The sequence below is a fragment of the Sphingopyxis sp. genome (assembly GCF_965227415.1).
Lineage (GTDB): Bacteria > Pseudomonadota > Alphaproteobacteria > Sphingomonadales > Sphingomonadaceae > Sphingopyxis.
The window spans coordinates 3,953,415-3,978,264 of sequence record NZ_OZ245749.1 but is presented as its reverse complement, the minus strand read 5'-3'; the positions used below and the strand labels follow the sequence as shown (position 1 = coordinate 3,978,264).

The 24,850-nt window shown below is 65.2% G+C and carries 23 protein-coding genes; 14 read left to right on the top strand and 9 right to left on the bottom strand.

Annotated features, from left to right (window positions below; all coding sequences use genetic code 11):
* Window positions 1–62 precede the first annotated feature (62 nt).
* Entirely contained in the window at window positions 63–1,346 is a 1,284-nt protein-coding gene (gene murA / locus ACO055_RS19300) for a UDP-N-acetylglucosamine 1-carboxyvinyltransferase (protein ID WP_422060464.1), read from the top strand.
* Here murA and ACO055_RS19295 read toward each other — a convergent pair.
* From ACO055_RS19295 to ACO055_RS19280, 4 genes are all read right to left on the bottom strand, one after another.
* On the bottom strand, window positions 1,343–2,299 hold the full coding sequence (locus tag ACO055_RS19295; protein WP_422060463.1) for a DMT family transporter: 957 nt from the start codon (window positions 2,297–2,299) through the stop codon (window positions 1,343–1,345). The two genes, murA and ACO055_RS19295, sit on opposite strands and share 4 nt — an antisense overlap.
* The gene (locus ACO055_RS19290) at window positions 2,296–3,297 is read right to left on the bottom strand and encodes a threonine aldolase family protein (RefSeq protein WP_422062498.1); all 1,002 of its coding nucleotides are present in this window, start codon (window positions 3,295–3,297) and stop codon (window positions 2,296–2,298) included. The genes ACO055_RS19295 and ACO055_RS19290 overlap by 4 nt, the downstream gene beginning before the upstream one ends.
* A 110-nt stretch (window positions 3,298–3,407) precedes the next feature.
* Window positions 3,408–4,625, bottom strand: a complete 1,218-nt coding sequence (locus ACO055_RS19285; protein WP_422060462.1) for an argininosuccinate synthase — start codon at window positions 4,623–4,625, stop codon at window positions 3,408–3,410.
* A 311-nt stretch (window positions 4,626–4,936) separates the two neighbouring features.
* Window positions 4,937–5,488, bottom strand: a complete 552-nt coding sequence (locus ACO055_RS19280) for a hypothetical protein (protein WP_422060461.1) — start codon at window positions 5,486–5,488, stop codon at window positions 4,937–4,939.
* 80 nt (window positions 5,489–5,568) lie between these two features.
* Here ACO055_RS19280 and ACO055_RS19275 point away from each other — a divergent pair, with 80 nt between their 5' ends.
* Together ACO055_RS19275 and ACO055_RS19270 are read left to right on the top strand one after the other, a co-directional pair.
* Window positions 5,569–6,528: a helix-turn-helix transcriptional regulator gene (locus ACO055_RS19275; protein WP_422060460.1), complete on the top strand. Its 960-nt coding sequence runs from the start codon at window positions 5,569–5,571 to the stop codon at window positions 6,526–6,528.
* A gap of 47 nt (window positions 6,529–6,575) precedes the next feature.
* The gene (locus tag ACO055_RS19270; RefSeq protein WP_422060458.1) at window positions 6,576–7,013 is read left to right on the top strand and encodes a DUF1801 domain-containing protein; all 438 of its coding nucleotides are present in this window, start codon (window positions 6,576–6,578) and stop codon (window positions 7,011–7,013) included.
* Window positions 7,014–7,076: 63 nt separating this feature from the next.
* On the opposite strand, the gene ACO055_RS19265 is transcribed toward ACO055_RS19270, so the two are convergent.
* The 3 genes from ACO055_RS19265 to ACO055_RS19255 form a co-directional block, all read right to left on the bottom strand.
* Entirely contained in the window at window positions 7,077–7,826 is a 750-nt protein-coding gene (locus ACO055_RS19265; protein ID WP_422060457.1) for a molybdopterin-dependent oxidoreductase, read from the bottom strand.
* A 125-nt stretch (window positions 7,827–7,951) separates the two neighbouring features.
* Window positions 7,952–8,809, bottom strand: coding sequence for a cytochrome b/b6 domain-containing protein (locus tag ACO055_RS19260; protein WP_422060456.1), 858 nt, complete (start codon window positions 8,807–8,809; stop codon window positions 7,952–7,954).
* Window positions 8,810–8,839: 30 nt separating this feature from the next.
* The gene (locus ACO055_RS19255; protein ID WP_422060455.1) at window positions 8,840–10,549 is read right to left on the bottom strand and encodes a class I adenylate-forming enzyme family protein; all 1,710 of its coding nucleotides are present in this window, start codon (window positions 10,547–10,549) and stop codon (window positions 8,840–8,842) included.
* 134 nt (window positions 10,550–10,683) lie between these two features.
* On the opposite strand from ACO055_RS19255, the gene lgt reads away from it, so the two are divergent.
* The 6 genes from lgt (at window position 10,684) to ACO055_RS19225 (ending at window position 16,587) form a co-directional block, all read left to right on the top strand.
* A complete protein-coding gene (gene lgt / locus ACO055_RS19250; protein ID WP_422062497.1) occupies window positions 10,684–11,505 on the top strand; it encodes a prolipoprotein diacylglyceryl transferase in 822 nt (273 codons plus the stop codon).
* A complete protein-coding gene (locus ACO055_RS19245) occupies window positions 11,498–12,562 on the top strand; it encodes a class I SAM-dependent methyltransferase (protein WP_422060454.1) in 1,065 nt (354 codons plus the stop codon). The genes lgt and ACO055_RS19245 overlap by 8 nt, the downstream gene beginning before the upstream one ends.
* Window positions 12,559–13,077, top strand: a complete 519-nt coding sequence (locus ACO055_RS19240) for a GNAT family N-acetyltransferase (protein ID WP_422060453.1) — start codon at window positions 12,559–12,561, stop codon at window positions 13,075–13,077. Before ACO055_RS19245 ends, ACO055_RS19240 begins: the two co-directional genes overlap by 4 nt.
* Window positions 13,074–13,835, top strand: coding sequence for a peptidoglycan editing factor PgeF (gene pgeF / locus ACO055_RS19235; protein ID WP_422060452.1), 762 nt, complete (start codon window positions 13,074–13,076; stop codon window positions 13,833–13,835). Before ACO055_RS19240 ends, pgeF begins: the two co-directional genes overlap by 4 nt.
* 107 nt (window positions 13,836–13,942) lie before the next feature.
* On the top strand, window positions 13,943–15,226 hold the full coding sequence (locus ACO055_RS19230; RefSeq protein ID WP_422060451.1) for an MFS transporter: 1,284 nt from the start codon (window positions 13,943–13,945) through the stop codon (window positions 15,224–15,226).
* A gap of 68 nt (window positions 15,227–15,294) precedes the next feature.
* The gene (locus tag ACO055_RS19225; protein ID WP_422060450.1) at window positions 15,295–16,587 is read left to right on the top strand and encodes a cystathionine gamma-synthase family protein; all 1,293 of its coding nucleotides are present in this window, start codon (window positions 15,295–15,297) and stop codon (window positions 16,585–16,587) included.
* Between the two features lie 164 nt (window positions 16,588–16,751).
* Here ACO055_RS19225 and ACO055_RS19220 read toward each other — a convergent pair whose 3' ends face one another.
* Window positions 16,752–17,471, bottom strand: coding sequence for an HAD family hydrolase (locus tag ACO055_RS19220; protein ID WP_422060449.1), 720 nt, complete (start codon window positions 17,469–17,471; stop codon window positions 16,752–16,754).
* Between the two features lie 89 nt (window positions 17,472–17,560).
* Here ACO055_RS19220 and ACO055_RS19215 point away from each other — a divergent pair, with 89 nt between their 5' ends.
* From ACO055_RS19215 to ACO055_RS19200, 4 genes are read left to right on the top strand one after another with little or no spacing between them, the layout of a single operon-like run.
* Complete coding sequence (locus tag ACO055_RS19215; RefSeq protein ID WP_422060448.1) at window positions 17,561–18,667, top strand: MlaE family ABC transporter permease; 1,107 nt, start codon at window positions 17,561–17,563, stop codon at window positions 18,665–18,667.
* A complete protein-coding gene (locus ACO055_RS19210; RefSeq protein WP_422060447.1) occupies window positions 18,667–19,533 on the top strand; it encodes an ABC transporter ATP-binding protein in 867 nt (288 codons plus the stop codon). The genes ACO055_RS19215 and ACO055_RS19210 overlap by 1 nt, the downstream gene beginning before the upstream one ends.
* On the top strand, window positions 19,533–20,474 hold the full coding sequence (locus ACO055_RS19205; RefSeq protein ID WP_422060446.1) for an MlaD family protein: 942 nt from the start codon (window positions 19,533–19,535) through the stop codon (window positions 20,472–20,474). The genes ACO055_RS19210 and ACO055_RS19205 overlap by 1 nt, the downstream gene beginning before the upstream one ends.
* An 8-nt stretch (window positions 20,475–20,482) precedes the next feature.
* Window positions 20,483–21,082 (top strand): ABC-type transport auxiliary lipoprotein family protein, encoded by a 600-nt coding sequence (locus ACO055_RS19200; RefSeq protein ID WP_422060445.1) that lies wholly within the window; start codon window positions 20,483–20,485, stop codon window positions 21,080–21,082.
* A 134-nt stretch (window positions 21,083–21,216) separates the two neighbouring features.
* On the opposite strand, the gene pepN is transcribed toward ACO055_RS19200, so the two are convergent.
* Entirely contained in the window at window positions 21,217–23,805 is a 2,589-nt protein-coding gene (gene pepN, locus ACO055_RS19195; RefSeq protein WP_422060444.1) for an aminopeptidase N, read from the bottom strand.
* A 171-nt stretch (window positions 23,806–23,976) separates the two neighbouring features.
* On the opposite strand from pepN, the gene ACO055_RS19190 reads away from it, so the two are divergent.
* Window positions 23,977–24,771: an SDR family NAD(P)-dependent oxidoreductase gene (locus tag ACO055_RS19190; RefSeq protein ID WP_422060443.1), complete on the top strand. Its 795-nt coding sequence runs from the start codon at window positions 23,977–23,979 to the stop codon at window positions 24,769–24,771.
* Window positions 24,772–24,850: the final 79 nt, after the last annotated feature.

Genomic DNA, 24,850 nt, shown 5'->3' with positions numbered 1-24,850 from the left:
TGGCTTTAAGCCCTCTTGCCGCATCCGCTTGCGCCACGATGCGCATCCGCTAAAGACAGCCGATGGATCAGATCGTCATTCGCGGCGGCCAGCGACTCAAGGGCCGTATCCCCATCTCCGGCGCCAAGAATGCGGCGCTGACGCTATTGCCCTGCGCGCTGCTCACCGACGAGCCGTTGACCTTGCGCAACCTGCCGCGGCTCGCCGACGTCGATGGCTTTGGCCATCTGCTCAATCAGCTCGGTTGTTCGACGACGATCGAAGGGTCGCGCCCCGAGGATTTCGGCCGCGTGATGACCGCGCGCACGACGACGCTGACGTCGACCGTTGCGCCGTATGACATCGTCCGCAAGATGCGCGCCTCGATCCTCGTCCTCGGCCCGTTGCTCGCGCGCGCGGGCGAGGCGACGGTGTCGCTGCCCGGCGGCTGCGCGATCGGCAACCGCCCGATCGACCTGCATCTCAAAGCGCTCGAAGCCCTGGGCGCCGAAATCGAACTCGCGTCGGGCTATGTAAAGGCCGTCGCGCCCGGCGGGCGTATCAAGGGCGGGAAATTCACCTTCCCCGTCGTTTCGGTTGGCGCAACCGAGAACGCAGTGATGGCCGCGGCGCTCGCGAAGGGCACCTCCGTCCTCGAAAATGCAGCGCGCGAGCCGGAGATTGTCGACCTGTGCAACTGCCTCGTCGCGATGGGCGCCCATATTGACGGCATCGGCACCGAGACGCTGACGATCGAAGGCGTCGATCGCCTCCACGGCGCGACCTATCGCGTGATGGCCGACCGGATCGAGGCAGGCAGCTATGCTTGCGCTGCCGTGATCACCGGGGGCGATGTCGAGCTCGTCGGCGCCAACGCAAGCGAGATGGAAGCAACGCTCTCCGCGCTCCGCGAAGCCGGCGCGACGGTCGAAACGACCAAGCAGGGCATCCGCGTCGCCATGTCCGGCCGCGCCGAGCCGGTCACGCTGTCGACCGCGCCCTACCCCGGCTTCGCGACCGACATGCAGGCGCAGTTCATGGCGATGGCGACGCTCGGCACCGGTGCCTCGCTGTTCACCGAAACGATCTTCGAGAACCGCTACATGCATGTTCCCGAACTCGCACGCATGGGCTGCGACATTCAGGTGAAAGGCCGCACCGCCATCGTCCGCGGCGTCGACCATCTGGTCGGCGCGCCGGTGATGGCAACCGACCTGCGCGCCTCGATGAGCCTCATCATCGCGGGACTGGCGGCGCAGGGGACGACCGAGGTCAACCGCGTCTATCACCTCGACCGCGGCTATGAGCGGCTCGAGGAAAAACTTCAGGCGGTCGGCGCCGATATCGAACGGATCAGCGCGGGCTAATCCGCGTCGACCGGCACCGACACCATATTGCCGCTGACCGACGGCCGTTCGGGCCGCTTCGCGACCGCGATCACCAGCCCGATCAGCGCGACAGCCCCGCCCGCGATCGACAGCGGCGCCCAATGATAGCCCTCGAACGCCGTTGAAAAGCCCATTGCGATAATCGGGATCAGCACGCTCGACCAGGCCGCCTGCCCCGGCCCGACGGCGCGTATGACATTGAAATAGAGCGGAAAAGTAACCGCGCTTGCGATGATCCCCAGATAGAGGACGCCGCCAAGATAGGCCGCTGTTGGCTCGATCACCGGCGCGCCCGTCGTGATCCAGGCGAACACGCCGTCGGCCAGCGCCCCGAACAGCATCGCCCAGGCGATCATCACGACCATCGGCTGCGCGCGCGCGATCGTCGTCCCCTGCATCACGTTGGAGGTCGAGGCGCTCAGCACGCCGGTGAGCGTCAGCAGCGTCCCCATGATCACCGCCTGTGGGCCGAGCGCCGCGGCGCGATATTCGTGAAGGATCATCAATCCGACGCCGACGATCGCAATGCCCGCACCGGCCAGGAAGCGCTTCTCGAGCGGCGTCTTCAGAAACAGGCGGCCGAGCAGCGTGTTCGGCACGATCAGCAGAGCAAAGAGCACCGCGACAAGACCCGACGTGATATGCTGTTCGGCGCGATAGACGAAGTTGAAGTTCAAAGCGAACTGCGCGAGCCCGAGCAGCGCGGCAAAGACCATCGCACGCGGCTCCAGCCACAGCCGCTCGCGCCGGATCGCCGCGAAGGCAAACATCGCAATGCCCGCAACCGCAAAGCGATAGGTGACCGACCAGCTCGGCGGCACGATGCCGAGTTGCCCCTTGATGACGATCCAGGTCGATCCCCAGATCAACGTCACCAGCATGAAAGGAAGAAGTACGCGCGGGCTGAGCAGCGTCGGCTGCTGATCGCTCATAGCGCCGCGATGGCGGCCGCGAGCGGCGCCACGGCAGCGGCATCCTGGTCCCAGCTCACGACAAGGCGCGCGGCGCCGTCGCCCCAGTCGTAAAAATCAAAGCCCTTGGCGCGCAGGTCGGCCGCTTCTTCGGCACTGATCCGCACGAACAGCTCGTTCGCCTCGACCTTGTGCATCAGCCGCGCGCCGCAAGCCGCTGCGAGCGCAGCAGCACCGGCGTTCGCCGCACGCGCGTTCGCGAGCCACAGATCATTGTTCAGCATCGCGCGGATCTGTGCGGCGACGAAACGCCCCTTGCTGAGCAGATGGCCGCCACGCTTTTTCAGTTCGCGCACGCCCGCCCCGCCACTGCCGCCGAAGAAGACAAGCGCTTCGGCCATCATCGCGCCGTTTTTGGTAAAGCCGAACGACAGCGCATCGACCCCGGCCCGCCAGGTTACGTCGGCGGGCGCACAGTCGAGGAACGCCACCGCGTTGGCGAAGCGCGCGCCGTCCATGTGGAGCTTCATGCCGCTTGCTTTCGCGATCTCGCTGATCTCGCGCACTTCGTCGGGACGCCAGGCAAGCCCATATTCGGTTGCGTTGGTGATGCTGATCGCCGCCGGCTGCACCTGATGCACATCCTTGCGGATGCCCGCGATCCGCGCCTTCAAGGCGTCGGCGTCGATCTTCGCGCCGGCGCCGGGCAGCGTCATCAACTTCGCGCCACCCGAATAGAAGGTCGGGGCGCCGCATTCGTCGACCTCGATATGCGCTTCCTCATAGCAGAGGATGCCCTGCCAAGGCCGCACAAAATGGCCGAGGATGATGCTGTTCGCCGCCGTGCCGGTTGATATCCAGACGACTTCGCACTCGGTTTCGAACAAGTCGGAAAAGGCCGCGTCGAGCGACTGGCTGAGCGCATCGCCGTCATAGGCGGTGTCGACATGATTGGCAGCGGCCAGCGCCTCCATCACGGCGGGATGGACGGTTGCGGCATTGTCCGAAAAGAAGCGCATGGCGGTCATGCCGCGCCCCTTAGCGCAGGAATCTCGATCGCGCTAACGCGTTAAGATTTTGGCTGTCCGGCGGTGGGATCATCATCGTCGCTCCCCGCGCCGACCGCCGATCAGCGGTCGCGTTTCGCCAGCAGCTTCAGGCGCAGCGCGTTCAGCTTGATAAAGCCGGCCGCGTCCTTCTGATCATAGGCTCCGGCATCATCCTCGAACGTCACATGGCGTTCGCTGTAGAGGCTGTTCGGCGACTTGCGGCCGACGACGCTGGCATTGCCCTTATAGAGCTTGAGCCGCACCGTGCCCGAGACCTTCTCCTGGCTGTGATCGATCGCGGCTTGCAGCATCTCGCGTTCGGGCGCGAACCAGAAGCCGTTGTAGATGAGCTCGGCATATTTCGGCATCAGCTCGTCTTTCAGGTGCGCGGCGCCGCGGTCGAGCGTGATGCTTTCGATGCCGCGATGCGCGCGGGCATAGATTTCGCCGCCCGGCGTCTCGTACATGCCGCGCGACTTCATGCCGACGAAGCGGTTTTCGACCAGGTCGAGGCGGCCGATGCCATGCTTGCGGCCAAGGTCGTTGAGCGCGGCGAGCAAGGTCGCGGGCGACATCGCTTCGCCGTTCAGCGCGACGCCGTCGCCGCGCTCGAAATCGACCGTGATATATTCGGGGGTGTCGGGCGCGTCTTCGGGATTGACCGTGCGCGAATAGACATAGTCGGGGGTTTCATCCCACGGATTTTCGAGCACCTTGCCTTCCGAAGAGGTGTGAAGAAGGTTCGCGTCGGTGCTGAACGGGCTTTCGCCGCGCTTGTCCTTGGGAACCGGAATCTGGTGCTTCTCGGCGAATTCGATCAGCGCGGTGCGGCTGGTCAGGTCCCATTCGCGCCACGGCGCGATCACCTTGATATCGGGATTGAGCGCATAGGCCGACAGTTCGAACCGCACCTGGTCGTTGCCCTTGCCCGTCGCGCCATGCGCCACCGCGTCGGCGCCGGTTTCGTGCGCGATCTCGACCAGCCGCTTCGAGATCAGCGGCCGCGCGATCGAGGTGCCGAGCAGATAGTCGCCTTCATACCGCGCGTTGGCACGCATCATCGGGAAGACGAAGTCACGGACGAACTCCTCGCGCACATCGTCGATATAGATATGTTCGGGCTTCACGCCCATCAGCACCGCCTTGGCGCGCGCGGGTTCGAGCTCGTCGCCCTGCCCCAGGTCGGCGGTGAAGGTCACGACCTCGCAGCCGTAGGTGACCTGCAGCCACTTCAGGATCACGCTGGTATCGAGGCCGCCCGAATAGGCGAGGACGACGCGTTTGAAGGACTCGGACATGATGGCACCTTTGGCGAGGGAAGGACGCGGGCGCGGCTAGCAGGCCGCCGCGCCGCGCGCAACATGCCGACACGATTCGGCCGCGCCGCGCGAGCAAATGTTTCGCGGCACGACGTCGCAAAGTTCAGTAAAGTTCAGCCTTACACGCACCAATCAGGTCGCTGCCTCCCCCCCGGAAAAGCCCGGGTCCAGACAGCTCGCTATCAAACAACCGCGGCATCGGTTTGCGCCAGCGCGTAACAAGGAAGAGCGTGCGACGACCATGTACCATCATGAAGCATAGCGCGATATTGTAGGAAAGCGGTTTCTTCTTACGCGACGCGGGTCCAGTCCATGAACCAGCTGTCGTCCCACGTCTTGCCGCCGTCGCGCGAGGCGCTCTGGAACCAGCGGCAGCTTTTCGGCGTGATGCGGTCCCACACGCCGCGATACAGCTCGGGACCTGTTTCGCCCTCCCCTTCGGACAGAAAGGTGCCGGCGCCATTTTCGAATACGCCGAGCTGGCCTGGCACAGCGACGACGCCCGATTTCGCGTTGACCCAATGGTCGGACCATATCTTCCTTTCGATGTCGAGCAGGCGGAGCCCCATACCCGAAAAGCCCCGGGCGGGGATGCGCAGTTCCTCGATGCTCGCGACACCGCCGAGAATGCCGACGACGGTCGCTTCGCCGGGAAACTCGATCCACTTTTCGCCCTCGCGGAACTTGTTGTGGATGCGCCATTCGCCGGAGAGGAAATCGAAGTCGCCTGGCTTGCCAACCGGCGCCGGATTGATGGCGGCGGAAACGGCGGCGGGGATCAGGCTGGACATGAGGGCTCCGGCGGAAAGGGCGATGACGGCGCGGCGTTCGATCTGGGTCATGGTTGTTTCCTTGTTGACCCGCTCGCTCTACGCGCCTGATCCTGACATTTTCTGTCAGTTATTTTCTGCTATGGCGAATAATGCGCGCAAGCCGCCTCCTCTCGATCCTGATCCTGCTGCAGTTGCGCGGGCGGATGACCGCGGTCGATCTTGCCGCCGAGTTCGAGGTGTCGATGCGGTCGATCTATCGCGACATCGATGCGCTCTCCGCCGCGGGCATCCCGGTCTATGGCGACCGCGGTCCCGGCGGCGGCTTTCAGCTTCTGGACGGCTATCGCACCCAGCTGACCGGCCTGTCGGCGCGCGAAGCAGAGGCGATGGCGATGATCGGCCTGCCGGGGCCGGCGGCAGAACTGGGGATCGGTGCCGCGACGAACGCCGCGCACCATAAATTGATCGCCGCGCTGCCCGGTGGCGGCGGCGCGCTGGCCGACCGCATGGCGGCGCGCTTTCACCTCGACGCGGTCGACTGGTACCGCGGCGGAGAGGCGCTGCCCCACCTTCCCGCCATCGCACGCGCCATGCTCGACCAGCGCCCACTGGCGATGCGTTATGAAAGCTGGCAGGGCCTGCGAAACTGGACGGTCGACCCGCTCGGCCTCGTGCTGAAGGCGGGCATCTGGTATCTTGCCGCGCGCAGTGGCGGGAAGGTTCGCATCTTCCGCATCGCCAACATCGACAGGCTGGCGGTCGGCGCCGCGCCGTTCGAGCGCCCCCCGACCTTCCATCTCGCGACCTGGTGGCGCGCCGAACAGGCGCGGTTCGAGGCCGAACTGTTCGCGACGATCGCATCCGTCCGCGCCTCGCCCGACGGATGCAAGCGGCTCGCCGCGCAATCGCCGCGCGGCGCTGAGGCCGTCGCCGCGTCGGGCCCGGCGGATGGCGACGGATGGCGCGCCATGGAAATGCAGGTCGAAGACAGCGACCATGGCGCGCGCGAGATGCTGGCACTCGGCGCCGAGGTCGAGGTGGTCGCGCCCGCCAGCTTTCGCCAGCGCATCGCAGCGCTCGCCGAACGGATCGCGCTGCGGCACGGCTGACTGGAAAAGGCTCGGCGCGCCGCTATGATCCTCGCAGGGAGACGATCATGGCCAAAACCGAGATCAAGACCAAGACGACCGAAGTGTCGGTCGCCGACTTTGTCGCCGCCGTCCCGAGCGAAAGGCGGCGCGAGGAAGCGGCGATCGTCGATGCCATCCACCGCCGCGTCACCGGGCTGGAACCCAGGATGTGGGGCCCCTCGATCATCGGCTATGGCAGCTATGACTATCTTTACGACAGCGGCCATTCGGGCACGATGTGCCGCGCCGGCTTCAGCCCGCGCAAGGCCGCGATGACGCTCTATCTGATGGGTGATCATGGCCGGCACCAGGACCAGGCCGACGCGCTGTTTGCGAAGCTTGGCAAATACAAGACCGGCAAGGCCTGCCTCTATGTCAACAAGCTTGCCGACATCGATCTGGATGTGTTGGAAAAGCTTGTCGCTCTGAGCTGGGACAGCATGAACGAACGCTATCCGGCGTAGCGCCGCTTCGCCGTCGTCCTATATTCGCGTGCAATAGGTCGTATCGGCTGCCCGGGGATGCAGTCAGATCCCGGCATACCATTCATAGTCGATGCGATCTTCCCAAAAGCCGCCTTTTCCTGCCCCGATTTCATCGAGACTGGCGACGGCTTCGATGCCCGTCAGATATTTCGCGTGCTTATAGCCGAGCTGACGCTCGATGCGCAGCCGCAACGGCGCGCCGTTGGCGATCGGCAGCACCGCGCCATTGAGCGCCCACGCCAGGATCGTCTGCGGATGAAGCGCATCGACCATGTCGCAGCTCTCGTAATAGAGCGCATCGCCGATGCGGTCGGCGCAGCGAAAGACGACATAACGCGCGCTGTCCTTCACGCCCGCGGCGGCGAGGATGCCGCTGAGCCGGGGGCCGGTCCATCCGCCGATCGCGCTCCAGCCCTCGACGCAGTCATGCCGGGTGATCTGCGTCCGCTGGGGCATCGCGCGAATGTCGGCCATCGACAGCGACAACGGCCGCGCGACCAGCCCCGACACCTTGATGCGCCAATCGGAAAAGCCCGTGGCGACGTGCGCGGCATAGGCCGCACCATCGGGAAGCTTGGTGCCGTTCGACCGGAATATCGGCGACAGGTCGGCGCGGGTAAATTCGCGGGCGAGCGCGTCGCGATCGATCAGCGCGCGCTGGGTCGCGCGGTTCATTTCCTCGCCCATCGACAGGATCTTGCGTACCGCCGGCGCCTCACTGATCGCGTCGCAGCCCGAAAGCAGCGGCAGCGCACCCGCCGCGGCGACGAGCCCGCCCGCGCGCGCGATCAACTGGCGACGGGGAATCGAGATTTTTTTCCTCTCGTCACCCCGGACTTGATCCGGGGTCCATGACTTCGACGTCGCCGATGGATCCCGGATCAAGTCCGGGATGACGAGGGAAGGAAAACGAGGGCTCATTCGCCCTTCCCCGTTTCGCGCGGCAGCGTGAACCAGCCGGTGATCATCGACCTGAGCTCGTTCACCGGCCCGGCGAGCAGCACCATGGCAATGTGCACGAAGAAAAAGGCAACGAGCAGCCAGGCGGCGATGAAATGGATCGACCGCGCCGATTGCCGTCCGCCGAACAGGTCGAGCAGCCACGGCCACGCCGCGCCCATTCCCGGCGACATCGTCAGGCCGGTGAATATCATCAGCGGGAGCAACACAAAAATGACGCCGATATAGCTGAGTTTCTGGAGGATATGATAGCGCGCCGCCGCTTCGCCCTTCGGGAAGCGCAGCCGCGCATGATCCTTGATGTCCTGCCAGATGTGGCGCGGCGACCATTCGGCGCGGCGGACATGCAAGTCTTTCCGCACATGGCCGCCGAACAGGCTCCACACCATGTAAAGCGTCAGGCCGATCGACAAGATCCAGGCGAAGAACAGATGCCATCGGCGCCCGGCGGCAAGGTCATAGCTGGTCGGGATCGTCGCCCAGCCGGGAAAGGCCCAGGTCTGTTCCTTGCCGTGGTGATCGGTCCAGCGCCCGAGCACGCCGGTCGTCCCGATCCGCGTTTCGCCGAACCGGACATAGCCGGTGTCGGCGGTCGATCCGATCGCGAACCAGGCACGGTCGGGGTTCGCGCCATATTGGCCCCAATAGAGCCGCGGATGCGCGTTGAAGATCATCAGTCCGCTCATCAGCATGACGAGCAGCGTGACCGCATTGACCCAATGCCAGATCCGCGTCGGCAGGCGATGGCGATAGACGCGCGCAGGCGGGGTCGGTGCCGTCGCGGTCGGAGCATCGGGAGAGTCAGGCTCGGCCATAGTCCTCCTTCGCTCCTCCGCCGCCTTTGGTTACGCCGCGACCTCCGCCTGATATTCCTCGCGATAGCGATTGCGCAGCGTGACCTTGTCGATCTTCTCGCTGCCCAGCTTGGGCAGCGCGTCATTCGACATCCAGATCTTGCACGGCACCTTATAGGGTGCAAGCCGCTGGCCAAGGAAAGACACAAGATCTTCGGCCCGCACGCCGCTGTCCGGCTTCACCCAGACGACCGCGCCGACGCATTCGCCGAGCCGTTCGTCGGGAAGGCCAAAGACGGCACATTCATTCACTTCGGAATGCTCGTAGATTGCCGCCTCGACTTCCTGGCAGCTGATATTCTCGCCGCCGCGGATGATGATGTCCTTCTTGCGGTCGACGATGAACAGATAGCCATCGGCGTCGAGATAGCCGAGGTCGCCCGAACGGAAATAGCCATTGTCGAAGAAGGCCGCCTTGGTGGCCGCTTCATTGTTCCAATATCCCTCGAAATTGCACACCGACCGCATGCAGACTTCGCCGACGCCGCCCTGCGGCAGCGCGTTGCCATGGTCGTCGAGGATCGCAAGATCGACAAGCGGCTTCGATGCCGGTCCCGTCGAGGTCGGCTTCTCGACATAATTCTCGTTGATGATGCCGCAGCCCACCGCGTTGGTTTCGGTCAGACCATAGCCCAGCAGCGGCTTGGCATCGCCCATCTCGGTCGCGAGCCGCCGGACATGCTCGGGCGCGCGCGGTGCGCCGCCGCCGGCATAGCTTCTGCACGTCGACAGGTCGTAATTCTTGCGGTTCGGACTGACCAGAATTTCATAGCTCATCAGCGGCACGCCGACGAAATAATTGCACTTCTCGTCCTGGATCAGCCGCATCGCCTCATCGGCGTTCCACTTCGGCATCAGCACGAGCTTGCGGCCGAGCGCGAAGCTCTGAAGAAACACCGGAATCTCGGCCGTGACGTGGAACAGCGGGGTACAGATCAAGGTTGCGGGCTGGATGTCCGACATCTGCCCGTCTTCGGTCAGCAGGTGCACGATGCTCGCCGTCTGCGTCACATAGTTGAAGATCGCCTGCACGACGGCCTCATGACGCGAATAGGCGCCCTTCGACTGGCCGGTCGAGCCCGAGGTGAAGAGGATGGTCGCGAGATCCTGTCCGGTGAGCGTCGGCAACACCGTCTCCGCGCTGCCACCGGCCGCGATCGGCGCGATGGCTTCGTCGATCGGCCTGGTGATGTCGAGGGTGACGACCTTGGCGCGATGGCTGACGCCCGGTTCCTGCAGCCGCGCCGCGCGCGGCGCGTCGGCGATGACGAGCTTCGCCTCGGCATCCTCGATCCCTGCGGCCAGTTCGCCGCCCTGCCACCAGCCGTTGAGCAAGGTTGCGCAGCCGCCCGCGAGCAGGATGCCGACATAGGTCACGCACCAGGCATTGGCGTTGCGCATCGCGATGGCGACGCGGTCGCCGCGCTGTACGCCATGCCCTTCGACGAGGCCCGCCGCGACCTTGCGCGCCGCAGCATAGACCTGTGCGAAACTCAGTCGCTCGCCGCCTTCGACCAGGAACGTCGCATCCCCATGCTGCGCACAAAAGAAGGCGATATAGTCGGCCAGATTCGTCGGCGCATTGGCGATGAACGGCAGCTCGCGGCCAAAGCGTTCGACGGACCCGACCTGGATCGGGCCGCCCGGGCCCGTGATCAGATTATACGCGGATTCCAGGCGCAGATCGAGCGCGGAAGGCATGGGGCATCTCTCCTCTTGGTCTCGTTCGCCTTACCCCCTATGGGGAAGGCCTCTCCTGGGGAAGGTGTCGAGACTATATGTTTCTTTTTGCAACCTTAGCCGAAGCAACACAATATGTGAACTTCAGCGAACTGATGGGCGAACATAGCGAAATCGCCTTCAGCGTCTTCGGGCTGCCGATCCGCTGGTACGCCCTCGCCTATCTCGCCGGCATCTTCCTGGGCTATTGGTATCTGCTGAAGCTGATCGCCCAGCCCGGCGCCCCGATGGCGCGGCGCCATGCCGACGACATGATCTTCTATGCGATGCTCGGCATCATCCTCGGCGGCCGGCTCGGCTATGTGCTCTTCTACAATCTGGAATCCTATCTGAAGGACCCGGCGGGAATTTTCCGCCTGTGGGACGGCGGCATGTCGCTGCACGGCGGCGTCCTGGGCGTGCTGATCGCGATCTGGTACGTCACCCGCAAGGAGAAGCTGAGTTTTCTGCGCTTCTGCGACTATATCGCCTGTACGATTCCGTTCGGCCTGTTCCTCGGCCGCCTCGCCAATTTCGTGAACGGCGAGCTGTGGGGCCGCATCACCAACGTGCCGTGGGCCATCATCTTCCCGCGCGGCGGCGTGGAACCGCGCCACCCGAGCCAGCTTTACGAAGCAGGGCTCGAGGGCATCGTGATTATGGCGGTGCTCGCCTTCCTCTTCTGGCGCACGGACGCGCGCTACAAGCCCGGATTCCTGGTCGGCATGGCGTCGATCATCTATGGCATCAGCCGCTTCGTGGTCGAATATTTCCGCGAGCCCGACGTGCAGCGGATGAATGTCGTCGAGGCGACGGGGCTTTCGATGGGCCAATGGCTGACCGTTCCGATGATCCTGATCGGCCTGTGGCTCGTCCTGACCGCCAAGCGGCGCCGCCAGCGCGTCGAGCCGATTGCGGGGCCCGACAGCGTTGCCTGACGGGCCTCCAACGCCGGACCAGCTGATCAAGGATATCGCAGCCGCCCGGCCGTTGACGGTGGCCGACTATATGGCCGCCGCCAACGCGCATTATTATGCGACGCGCGACCCGCTCGGCGCGGCCGGCGATTTCACCACCGCGCCCGAGATCAGCCAGATGTTCGGCGAACTGATCGGCATCTGGATTGCCGACCTGTGGAGCCGCGCCGGACGCCCGGCGTTCCGCTATGTCGAGCTTGGCCCCGGCCGCGGCACGCTCGCCGCCGATGCGCTGCGCGCCGCAAAGCGTTTCGGCTGCACACCGCGCGGCGTCCATCTTGTCGAGACGAGTCCGACCCTGCGCGCGGCACAAGTGGCGCGGCTGCCCGAGGCGGTCCACCATGACGAAATCGACGCGCTGCCCGACGATGCGCCGCTGATCATCGTCGCCAACGAATTCTTCGACGCGCTGCCGATCCATCAATATGTGCGGGCCGCGGGCGGCTGGCGCGAGCGGATGGTCGAGCGCCGCGACGGCCGGTTGGCAGTGATTGCGGGCGACGTTTCTGCCGACGACGTGGTAGCGCCCGCGCTGAACGGCAGGCCCGAGGGCACGATCGTCGAAACCGCGCCGGTCGCGGCAGCGATTGCGCAACGCTGTGCCTTCCGCATCGCCAGGCTCGGCGGCGCGATGCTCGCGATCGATTATGGCTATAGCGGTCCCGCTGCCGGCGACACGCTTCAGGCGGTGAAGGCGCATCGATTTGCCGATCCCTTTGCCGATCCCGGCGAGGTCGATTTGACGGCGCATGTCGATTTCACGGCGCTCGCCGACGGGGCGCAGCCGGCAGGGGTCGCGATCAGCGACGTCGCGACACAGGGCGACTGGCTGCGGCGGCTTGGCATCGATGCACGGCTGGCATCGTTATCGGCTGCGGCGCCCGATCGCGCCGAGGAATTGAAGCGCCAGCGCGACCGTCTTGTCGAGGCCGACGCGATGGGCAATCTGTTCAAGGCCATCACCTTCTCTGCGCCGGCCTGGCCCGCGCCCGCAGGATTTTCAGGAGACACCCCATGACCGCCATCGAACTGGCAAAACCGGAGGATGCCGAGGCCATCGCGATGTTCGCGAACGGATCGTTCACGCACACCTTCGGCCATATCTATGACCCAGCCGATCTGTCGACCTTCCTTGCCGACTGGAACCCGCCCGAGCGCGTGCGGGCGCAGATCGAGGATGCCGAGCATGATATCGCGCTGGTGCGCGGCGAGGCGGGCGCGATCCTGGGCTATATCAAGATGGGACCGGTCGAATTCGACCTGCCGCCCGAGCAGCCGACGGACGCCGCGGTCGAACTCCACCAGCTTTACGTCGCCGATGCCGCCAAGGGTACGGGCGTCGCGGTGTCGTTGATGGAATGGGGCATCGCCTGGGCCCGCGAGCGCGCCGAGATCCTGTACCTGACGGTGTTCACCGAGAACCATCGCGCGCAGGCATTCTATCGCCGCTATGGGTTTTACGACGTCGGCCGCAATGCGTTTCTCGTCGGCAATCATGTCGACGAGGACCGTTTCTTCAGGCTCGATCTGTGAGCGCGCCTTTCGCCACCGCGATGCCGCTGGCCGGGGTGGCGCACGGGTTTTTCGGACGCCGGGGGGGCGTGTCGAGCGGCGATCTGGCATCGCTGAATTGCGGCCTCGGTTCGGGCGACGACCCCAGCCTGATTGCCGAGAATCGCCGCCGCGCCGCCGACGCCGTCTTGCCCGGCGCGGGGCTTGCCGGACTCTATCAGGTGCACGGCAATCGCTGTGTCATCGTCGACGAAACCACCGACCTCACCGCGCGGCCCGAAGCCGATGCGCTGGCAACGCGGACCCCGGGTCTGGTGCTCGGCATCCTGACGGCCGATTGCGTCCCCGTGCTGTTCGCCGATCGCGACGCCGGCGTCGTCGGGGCCGCGCATGCCGGATGGAAAGGCGCGATTGCGGGCGTGACCGACGCCACGCTGGCCGCGATGGAAAGCCTCGGCGCCAGCCGCGCCAACATCGCCGTCGCGATCGGCCCGTGCATCGGCCGAGCGTCTTACGAAGTCGATGACGGTTTCGTCGCCCGCTTCCTGTCCGACGACCCGGCGAACGAGCGCTTTTTTGCGGCAGGCAAACCCGGCCATGCGATGTTCGACATCGCCGCCTATGTCGCCGCGCGGCTCGCGGCCTGCGGGGTGACCCGAATTGCCATCGGCGGGCAGGACACCTATGCCGAGGCGGAAGATTATTTCAGCTATCGCCGCGCGTGCCACCGACAAGAGAATAGCTATGGCCGCCAGATATCGCTGATCGGGCTGGTATAGCAACGTTACATCAATCGTCATCCCGGCGGAGGCCGGATCCCGCCGGTGCGTGGGAGCGAGAGGGTGAGATCCCGGCCTTCGCCGGGATGACGAGATGGGGGAATGTGATGAAGGCCTTCGCCATACCGCGCAAACGGCTTGTGTCGATCATCGGCGGGTCGGCGGGCAATCTGGTCGAATGGTATGACTGGTTCGCCTACGCCGCCTTCGCCATCTATTTCGCGCCGGTCTTCTTTCCCAAGGCCGATCCGACCGCGCAGCTTCTGAGCACCGCAACGATCTTTGCCGTCGGCTTCGTGATGCGGCCGATCGGCGCCTGGTTCATGGGCCGTTTCGCCGACACGCGCGGACGCAAGGCGGGGCTGTCGCTGTCGGTCGCGCTGATGTTCAGCGGGTCGATGCTGATCGCTGTCGCGCCGACCTACGCCGTCGCGGGGCTGCTCGGCCCGGCCACATTGCTGATCGCCCGCATGCTCCAGGGCTTGTCGCTCGGCGGCGAATATGGCGCCAGCGCGACCTATCTGTCCGAGATGGCGCCCAAGGAAAATCGCGGCTTCTGGGCGAGCTTTCAATATATGACGCTGATCGGCGGCCAGCTCTGCGCGATTTTCGTGGCGGTCGTACTGCAGGCGTTCCTTACCGAAGCCGAGCTGACGGCCTGGGGCTGGCGCGTTCCGTTCGTGATCGGCGCGGTGCTCGCGCTCGGCGTCTATCTGCTCCGCCGCAATCTGGCGGAGACTCCGTCTTTCGAGAATCAGGCCGTCGACCGGCCGGTCTCGACCGCGACGCTGCTGTGGAAGGAGCATCGCCGCGAGAGCATCCTGGTCGGGATGCTGTCGGCGGGCGGCGGGCTCGCGGCCTATACCTACACCAGCTATATGCAGAAATATCTGTTCAACACCGTCGGCTTCGACAAGGCGACGGCGACCTATATCATCGCCGCGGCGCTGATCTGGTTCACGCTGATGCAGCCGGTCTTCGGGTCGCTCGCCGACAAATTCGGGCGCAAACCGATGCTGCTGCTCTTCGGGATCGGCGGTGCGATCGTCGCGGTGCCGACCTTCATGACGCTCGAGACCGTGACCTCGCCGGTCGTCGCGACCTTGCTGATCCTGATCCCGCTGACGTTGCAGGCGGGCTATAGCGCCAACAATGCGCTCGTGAAGGCCGAGCTTTTTCCCGCGCATATCCGCGGGCTTGGCGTCGCCCTGCCCTATGCCATCGGCAATGCGATCTTTGCCGGGACGCTCGAGATGGTCGCGCTCGGCCTGAAGGGTGCTGGCGTCGAGTGGGTCTTTTATTTCTATGTCGCCGCGGTGATCGGCATGGCCGGCGTTGCGACGCTGTTGCTTCCGGAGACCAAAGAGCGCAGCCTGATCACCGAAGATTGACCGCGCAATATAGTTTCAAACGAAACCAGTCCTGCTATAGGCGGGGTAACCCTCAAAGGAGCACCCCCATGGCCATGCGCGGAAAACCCAAGACGAACACGAAAAAAATCGGCGACAGGGAACTCAGCCCCGCGACGCTGATGATGGGACTCGGCTATGATCCGGTGCTGTCCGAAGGCTCGCTGAAGCCGCCGATCTTCCTGACCTCGACCTTCGCGTTCGAAAGCGCGGCCGCGGGCAAGCGCTTTTTCGAGCATATCACCGGCAAGCGCGAAGGCCCCGCCGACGGCCTTGTCTATTCGCGCTTCAACGGCCCGAACCAGGAAATCCTGGAAGATCGCCTGGCGGTCTGGGACGGCGCCGACGACAGCCTTGTCTTTTCCAGCGGCATGTCGGCGATCGCCACCCTGCTCCTTGCGCTCGTCAGCCAGAATGACGTGATCGTTCATTCGGGACCGCTCTATGCGGCGACCGAAACGCTGATCGCCCGCATCCTCTCGCGTTTCGGCGTCAGCTTCCTCGATTTTCCGGCCGGCGCGACGCGCGAGGAAATCGATGCGATCCTGGAACGGGCAAAGGCGCTTGCCGCCGAAAAGGGCGGCAAGGTCGCGCTGGTCTATCTGGAAAGCCCCGCGAACCCGACCAACGCGCTCGTCGATGTCGAAGCGGTGCGCGGCGCGCGCGACGTGGCGTTCCCGGGCGAGCAGAAGCCCGCGATCGCGATCGACAACACCTTCCTGGGGCCGTTGTGGCAGAAGCCGATCCGACAGGGCGCCGAACTCGTCGTCTATAGCCTGACCAAATATGCCGGCGGCCATTCGGATCTCGTCGCGGGGGGCGTGTCGGGCGATCAGCGACTGCTCAACATCATCCGTCCGATGCGCAACACGATCGGGACGATCTGCGATCCCAACACCGCATGGATGCTGCTCCGCAGCCTCGAAACGCTCGAGCTGCGCATGAACCGCGCGGGCGAGAATGCGCTGAAGGTCTGCACCTATCTTCGCGATCATCCCAAGGTCGACGGCCTCGGCTATCTCGGCTTCATTCAGGATGCGCGCCAGAAGGACATCTTCGACCGCCACTGCACCGGCGCCGGATCGACCTTCTCGCTCTTCATCAAGGGCGGCGAGGAAGAGAGTTTCCGTTTCCTCGACTCGCTGAAGATCGCGAAGCTCGCCGTCAGCCTGGGCGGCACCGAAACGCTCGCCAGCCACCCGGCGGCGATGACGCATCTGTCGGTCCCCGAAGAGCGCAAGAAAGCGCTGGGCATCACCGACAATCTGGTCCGCGTGTCGATCGGCATCGAAGATCCCGACGATCTGATCGCCGATTTCGCGCAGGCGCTCGACGCGGTCTGACGGCTGCGATCGTCTTAAAGCCACAAAAGCCCCGCACGTGCGGGTCGGGATTGTGTCCTTTGTGGCTTTAAGGCGGCCGCCGGTCGCGATGGCAAAAGCGACCATCGGGATCGGTTCGGGCATCATCTTGCGACGCTAGCGCGACCCGATTTTGTAGGACAGCGCTATTTTCGGGCGCGCCAGTCGACGACCTGCCAGCCCATTTTCGGCGCGAGTTGCTTGAGCTTGCGCGACGGGGTCGTCGCGACAGCCTCGTCGGCGAAGTGGAGCATCGGGTGGTCGGAGACATGGTCCGAATAGGCCCGGACATGCGCCTGATCGCGCGTGATGTCGTTCGCCGCGAGCCAGTCGGCGATGCGCGCGAATTTCGCCTCGCCATAGCAATTGTCGCCGGCAAGCCGTGCATGAATATGGTCGGCGCCGTCGGGCTCGTCGAGCCGTGTCGCCAGGACGTCGTCGATCCCGAGCCGCCGCGCGATCGCATCGACATAGAGATGGAATGACGCCGTCGCGAGCAGCAGCCGGTACCCCGCGTCGCGGTCGGCGGCGATCTGGTCGAGCGCCGCGCCATGCAGTCCGCGCGCAACGACCTGGTCGGCATAGCTTTCGGCGAGCGGCGCGATTTCGCCGCGGTTGAACCGCTTGCCGACGAGAAGGCGCAGGTTGATCGCCTTGAGCGTCGAGCGATCGATCAGGCGCAACGAATACCCCAGCCCCGCGAGAGCGACGAGCGGCAGCAGGAGCAACCGCCATTGCTGCCTCCGCCTGGCAACATGCATCAGGAATCCGCTGTAAGTCCCTGATCGCGTTATCGTCCGGTCCATGTCGTACATTGCGACGCGGTGTGCATATTCGACCGGGACCGGGACTGGCGTCGTTTCCATGACCGCGTTCATAGGCCTACGCGGCACGACGGCCAAGGGGCGGGATTCGCTTGCCGTGATGGGGCAAATAAGACAATGTCCGCCGCACGATGGTGGCCAGAGCGGATTTCGAACATAGCGACGGCACCGAAGGCGCCAATGTACGCTTCACCGGCCGCCTGACCCTTGCACGCCTTGGCGACGTTCCGGCGCGGCTCGAAGAGCTGGGCCCCATTGCATCGGTTGACCTGTCGGCGATCGAACGCATCGACACGGTCGGCGCATGGATCGTCACGCGCACGATCAACGAACATGGCGCGAAGATCATCGGCGCCAGCCCCGAGGCCGAACGGCTGCTCCACGCGTTGAAAGACGACAAGAGCGAATATCGCGTCCATCGCGACCGGCGATCGGGACTCGAGCGCATGCTGGGAGAGGTTGGCACGGCGAGCATCGCGGTCTGGCGCGAGCTGATCGGCATCATCGATTTCTTCGGTGCGATGATCCTGGCCCTCGGCACCCAGATTCGCGCACGCCGGCGGCTCCGCTGGCATGCGATCGTGACGCGATTCCAGTCGGTCGGGGTCGATGCCCTGCCCATCATCGGGTTGATGACATTCCTGATCGGCATCGTCGTCGCGCAGCAGGGCGCGGTGCAGCTGCGGCAATTCGGGCTCGAGGTCTTCACGATCAACCTCGTCGGCCGCGCCTCGATCCGCGAGCTGGGCCTGTTGATGACCGCGATCATGGTCGCGGGCCGATCCGGATCGGCCTTTGCAGCCCAGATCGGCACGATGAAGCTGACCGAGGAAATCGACGCGATGCGCACGATCGGCGTGTCGCCGATGGAGGCGATCGTGCTGCCCCGCGTGGCCGCGGCAACGATATTGATGCCGCTGCTGGGCTTTTACGCCAGCCTCTGCGCGATCGCAGGCGGCGGCGTCTTTTGCTGGATCGGGCTCGATATTCCGCCGGTCACCTATGTCCAGATGCTCCGCGACATCATTCCGATGACCGATTTCTGGGCGATGCTGATCAAGGCGCCGGTGTTCGGCATCCTGATCGGCGTGACCGGTTGCTACGAGGGCATGCAGGTGCGCCAGAATGCCGAGGAAGTCGGCAAGCGCACCACCTCCGCCGTCGTCGCCGCGATCTTTCTCGTCATCGTGCTCGACGCCTTTTTCGCCGTCTTCTTCTCGTCGATCGGGTGGAACTGATGACCGAGGAGGTGCAGGCAGAAATCCAGGAAGAGCTGGCCGCCGCCGATGCGGTGCGGCCCGAGAAGTTCGAGTATCCGATCCGCATTCGCGGGCTGGTCAACCAGTTCGGCGACACGATCATCCACGACCACCTCGATCTCGACGTGCGGTCGGGCGAGATCCTGGGCGTCGTCGGCGGGTCGGGCACGGGCAAGTCGGTGCTGATGCGATCGATCGTCGGGCTGCAAATTCCGGCTGCGGGCGAGATCGAGGTTTATGGCAAGACGATCGACGCGATTGCCGACGAAGAGGAATCGCGCGACCTGCGCCGCCGGTGGGGCGTCATGTTCCAGGGCGGAGCGCTGTTTTCGACGCTCAGCGTCGCCGAGAATATCCAGGTGCCGCTGCGCGAATATTATCCGCGCCTCGACCAGCGGCTGCTCGACGAAATCGCAGCCTATAAGGTCGCAATGGTCGGCCTGCCCCCCGATGCCGGCCCGAAATATCCCGCCGAGCTGTCGGGCGGGATGGTCAAGCGCGCCGGGCTGGCGCGCGCGCTCGCGCTCGACCCCGCGCTGCTCTTTCTCGACGAGCCGACCGCCGGGCTCGACCCGATCGGCGCGGCCAAGTTCGACGAGCTGATCCGCGAGCTGGCCGACACGATGGGACTGACCGTCTTCCTGATTACCCACGACCTCGATTCGCTCTATGCAACGTGCGACCGCGTTGCGGTGCTCGCCGAGAAGACGGTGATTGCGATCGGCACGATACCGGAACTGCTTGCCACCGAGCATCCGTGGATACAGGAATATTTCAACGGGCCCCGCGGGCGCGCAGCAGCAGGCTGCAACATCGCCACCGAGCGGCAGGATAGGAAAAGTTGATGGAAACACGTTCGAACAATGTGCTCGTCGGCGCTTTCGTCCTCTTCTTCACCGCGGCGCTCGCGATTTTCATCGTGTGGCTCGCGAACGACAGCGGCGGCACGAAGCGCGAATATGACGTTTTCTTCAAACAATCGGTCGATGGACTGAGCAAAGGCTCGGCGGTCCAGTTTTCGGGCGTCCCCGCCGGCCAGGTGCGCGAGATCGCGCTCTGGCCCGACGATCCGCAGTTCGTGCGCGTTCGGATCGAGGTCAACGAAGGCGTGCCGATCCTCCAGGGAACGACCGCCGCGCTCGAAGGCGTCGGTTTCACCGGCGTCTCGCAAATTTCGCTCGATGGTGCGGTCAAGGGCGCGCCGCCGATCGGCGACAAGGGACCCGCGGGCAAGCCCGTCATCCCGACGCGCGTCGGCGGGCTCGGCGAATTGCTCAACACGGCGCCGCAATTGCTGCAACGCCTCTCGACGCTCTCCGAACGTCTTGCCGAACTGGCCGACGACAAGAATCAGGAAAGCTTTGCGAACATCCTCGACAATGTCGAGACGACGACCGCGACGCTGGCGCGCAACGGGCCGGCGATCGAAAAGGCGCTCGCCGATACGCGCATCGCGATTCAGCAGGCAGGGAACGCCGCCGAACAGGTCGGCAATCTGGCAGCGGCGACGCAGGGCACGATCGACCGCAATGTCGATCCGGCGATGGCGAATCTGCGCGACACGCTGAAGTCCGCGAACAATTCGATCAAGACGCTCGAAGAAGCGATCTCGGACGCAAGGCCGGGGCTCAAGACCTTCAGCGAGACGACAATCCCCGAAGCCAATGCGTTGATCCGCGACCTGCGCCGCACCTCGTCCTCGCTGTCGAGCCTGACCGACAAGCTCGACCAGCAGGGCGCCGGCGCGGTCCTCGGTGGCAGCAAGCTGCCCGATTACAAGGAATGAGGATGTCCATGATGCGAACACTCCGCGCACCGCTGCTAAGCGCCGTCCTCGCCGTGACGCTTTCGGGCTGCATCGGGCTTGGCGGCAAGACCCCGCCCTTTCTGCTCACGCTCGATCCCGAGGCCGCGCCGCCCGCAGGTTCGGCGCGCACCGCGGCCGAGGCGGCGACCCTGACGATCCTGATCCCGACCGCACCCCAGAAACTGCGCACGACGCGCATTCCGGTGCAGCAGGACAATAGCAGCGTCACCTATGTGAAGGACGCCCAGTGGGTCGAGGCGCCGCAGCGGCTGTTTCAGCGGCTCGTGTCCGAAACCGTCGCCGCGCGCACGTCGCGCGTCGTCCTCGACGAAGGCCAATATCTGACCGCACCGGGCGAGCAGCTTGCCGGGCAGCTGATGGAATTCGGCGTCGACGCACGCACGAACGAGGCAGTGGTCGTCTTTCAGGCTATGCTGGTGTCGGCTGGCGGCAAGACCGTCACCCAGCGCCGTTTCGAGGTCCGCGAGCCGATCGGCGGCAAGGTCGAGGCCAAACCCGTCGGCGAAGCGCTGACCCGCGCCGCGAACAAGGTCGCGGTCGATGTCACGGGGTGGCTGGGGGGATAGCGACCCGAAGCGGTCCTTCTTTTCATCGTCATCCCGGACTTGATCCGGGACCCATCACCGCGCCGTCGCCGTGGATCCCGGATCAAGTCCGGGATGACGAAAGGGAATGGCAATCCACTTCCGACAAGCCGACGCTAACCCAGCAAACTCTTGCTCGCCTGCTCGGTGACGTCGCGCGACAGGCCGGGCTGCGCGAGGATGCGTTCCAGTTCGGACTTCATCATCGCAGCGCGCGCGTCGTCGAAGCGTTTCCAGCGGCCGAGCGGCGGGATCATCTTCGCCGACGTTTGCGGGTTCTTGGGGTCGAGCGCGATGACGAGGTCGGCGATCAGCCGGTAACCCGCGCCGTCCGCCTGATGAAACGCCGCCTGGTTGCCGGTGAGCGCGCCATAGAGCGAGCGCACGCGGTTCGGATTGGCGAGCGTGAAGTCGGGATGCTGCGCGAGCTCCTTCACCGCATCGACGGTGTCGGAACGCATCGACCAGGCCTGCACCTGGAACCATTTGTCGAGCACGAGCGGATTGTCGCGATAACGCTGATAGAAAATGTCGAGCGCCGCGACGCGCTCGTCGCTGTCGCCATGCGCGAGCGTGGCGAGCGCAGCCTGCCGCTCGGTCATCCCGTCGGCGTCGGAGAATATCCGGAACGCCAGCGCGGCGACGTCGTCGATACCGGTGGCGGCAAGATAGGCCAGCGCAACACCGCGCAGACGGCGGCCGCCCTTCGCCTTGCGCGACAGGATCGCGGCGGGCGGCGGCACCTCGCCGAGGATCGCGCGCCAATCGCGATCGAGCGCGCGGCCGATCGCTGCTTGCAGCGCGAGCCGCTCGCGGCGGATCGCGTCGGGATCGACGGTGACCATCTGGTCGCCGACGAAAGCCTCGCTCGGCAGCAATATCGCCTCGGCGACGAACGCGGGATCGGTCGCGCGACCGGCGAGCGTCAGCCCGACCGCATCGATTACCGCCTGATGGTCGGCCTTCTCGCCCGACACCGCCGCAACCAGCGTGTCGAGCATCAGCTGTTGCAGCGCTTCGTAGCGCGCGAACGGATCGTCATCGTGCGCGGCCAGCCAGGCGAGTTCGCCCGGCGCGCGCTCGAAATCGACGATCACCGGCGCCGAGAAGCCGCGGTTGACCGACAACGCGGGGCGCCTGGCGAATTTGCCGAGCGCGATCCGCTGCGTCGCGGCGGTGAGCGTCACCAGCGTATCGGGCAGCGATGCCCCGCCGTCGGTCGCGAACGCCGCGAGGCGCAGCGGCATCATCGCAGGTTGCTTGTCGGGCTGGCCGGGGGTCGGCGGAACGACCTGCGCGACGTCGAGAAACCATGCCCCCGCCTCGTCGATGAGCGACAGCTTGAGCCGCGGCGTGCCCGCCTGCTCGTACCAGCGGCGGAACAGTGTGAGGTCGATCGCGCCGCCTTCCTCCATCGCGCGGACGAAGTCTTCGCACGTCGCCGCCTCGCCGTCGTGGCGGTCGAAATACAGGTCGGTGCCTTTGCGAAAGCGTTCGGGGCCGAGCAGCGTCGCCATCATGCGGATGATCTCGGCGCCCTTGTTATAGACCGTCGCGGTATAGAAGTTGGAGATTTCCTGATAGCTGTCGGGGCGGATCGGATGCGCCAGCGGCCCGGCATCTTCGGGGAATTGCGCGGCGCGGAGCAGGCGGACATCCTCGATCCGCTTGACCGGCGGCGAGCCCATGTCGGCCGAGAAGCTCTGGTCGCGAAAGACGGTGAAGCCCTCTTTCAGGCTGAGCTGGAACCAGTCGCGGCAGGTGACGCGGTTGCCCGACCAGTTGTGGAAATATTCATGCGCCACGACGCCCTCGACCCCGTCGTAATCGAGGTCGGTCGCGGTATCGGGGTCGGCCAGAATATAGCGGGTGTTGAAGATGTTGAGCCCCTTGTTCTCCATCGCCCCCATGTTGAAATCGCTGACCGCGACGATGTTGAACAGGTCGAGGTCATATTCGCGGCCATAGACGCGCTCGTCCCACGCCATGCTGTCCTTGAGCGCTTTCATCGCGTGGCCGGTGCGATCGACGTCGCCGTCGCGCACCCAGATGCCGAGTTCGACCTTGCGTCCCGACATGGTGACGAATTCGTCGCGGTTGGCGACAAGGTCGCCCGCCACGAGCGCGAAGAGATAGCTGGGCTTTGGCCAGGGGTCTTCCCACAACGCCCAATGGTTGCTGCCCTCATCGCCCGCTGCAACACAATTGCCGTTCGAGAGCAGGATCGGGAACGCTGTCTTGTCGCCCTCCATCCGTACCTTGTACCGGCTGAGCACGTCGGGACGGTCGGGGTGAAAGGTGATCCGGCGAAAGCCTTCGGCCTCGCACTGGGTGCAGAGCATGCCGTTCGAGGCATAGAGACCCATCAGCTGCGTGTTCGCCGCCGGGTTGATGACCGTATCGACCTCGACCACCGCCGCCGTGCGATCGCCCAGATCGACGATCAGGTCGGGACCGTCCATGCGCCAGTCGTTCCAGCCTTCGCCATCGACGCGGACCGCCGCAGCCGTCAGGCCGTCGCCGCGCAAGGTCAGCGGCGCCGGTGCATCGGCATGGCGTTCGACGGTCAAGGTCGCGGCGACGCGCGTCTCGTCGACGCCCAGCGCGAAATCGAGCGCGATATCGGGCACCTGCCATTCGGGCGGGCGATAGTCGCCGCGATGGATGGTGACGGGGATGGCGGGGGTGGAAGAGACGTCGGTCATGCGCGGTGTGAAACCCCAAACAGGAACCCTTTGCCCTGAGCTTGTCGACGGGCCGCTCTTTCCCTCTGCGACGCCGAAAGAAGAACGGTGCGTCGACAAGCTCAGCACGAACGGAAAAATGGTTGCGCATTGTCCTAGGCTTGCGCCGCGAGGCGCGCAATAAGGCGCGCGATGGGACATATGCTGATTTTCGGAATGGGCTATGCCGCGAGCCACCTCGCCGGGCGATTGCGCGCGCGCGGCTGGGACGTGACGGGGACGACGCAGGACGGACGGAGCGACAGCCTGGCGTTCGGCGACGAGGCCGCGATCATCGGTGCGCTGCGAACCGCAACGCATATCCTGTCGTCGGTACCGCCGGTCGCAGGCGCCGACCCGGTGCTCGCCCGATACGGGCAAGCGCTCGGCATCGCGCCCGCGGCGTGGGTCGGATATCTTTCCTCGACCGGCGTCTATGGTGACACGCGCGGCGCATGGATCGACGAGAGCGGCGCGGTGAAAGGCCGCCGCGCCGACCGCAACGCCGCCGACGCCGCCTGGTCGGCGCTGCGCGGCGACGTCCGCGTCTTTCGCCTGCCCGGCATCTATGGCCCCGGCCGCTCGATCCTCGACCGCATCCGCGAAGGCCGCGCACACCGGATCGACCTGCCCGATCAACTGTTCAGCCGCGTCCATGTCGACGACATCGCAGGCGGCGTGATCGCGTCGTTCAGGGGACCGCCGGGCGTCTATAATCTGGCCGACGACGAGCCGTGCCACCAGAACCGGCTCGTCGAATGGGGCTGCGCGATGCTGGGCACCCCCCCGCCCCCGCTTCAGACGCTCGAGGAAGCCGCGCTGACGCCCGCCGCGCGCGCTTTCTATGCCGAAAACCGCCGCGTCGCGAATGGCAAGGCGAAGCGGCTGCTCGAATGGACGCCGCGCTATCCGACGTTTCGTGAGGGGCTGCGGGCTGTTCGCGATTGAGCGAAGGCACTGAAAGAATTGTCTCCGCCGACAGGCATCGGCAGCGCGTCGCGCACCCTCCTTGTGTCTTCGTGGGAGA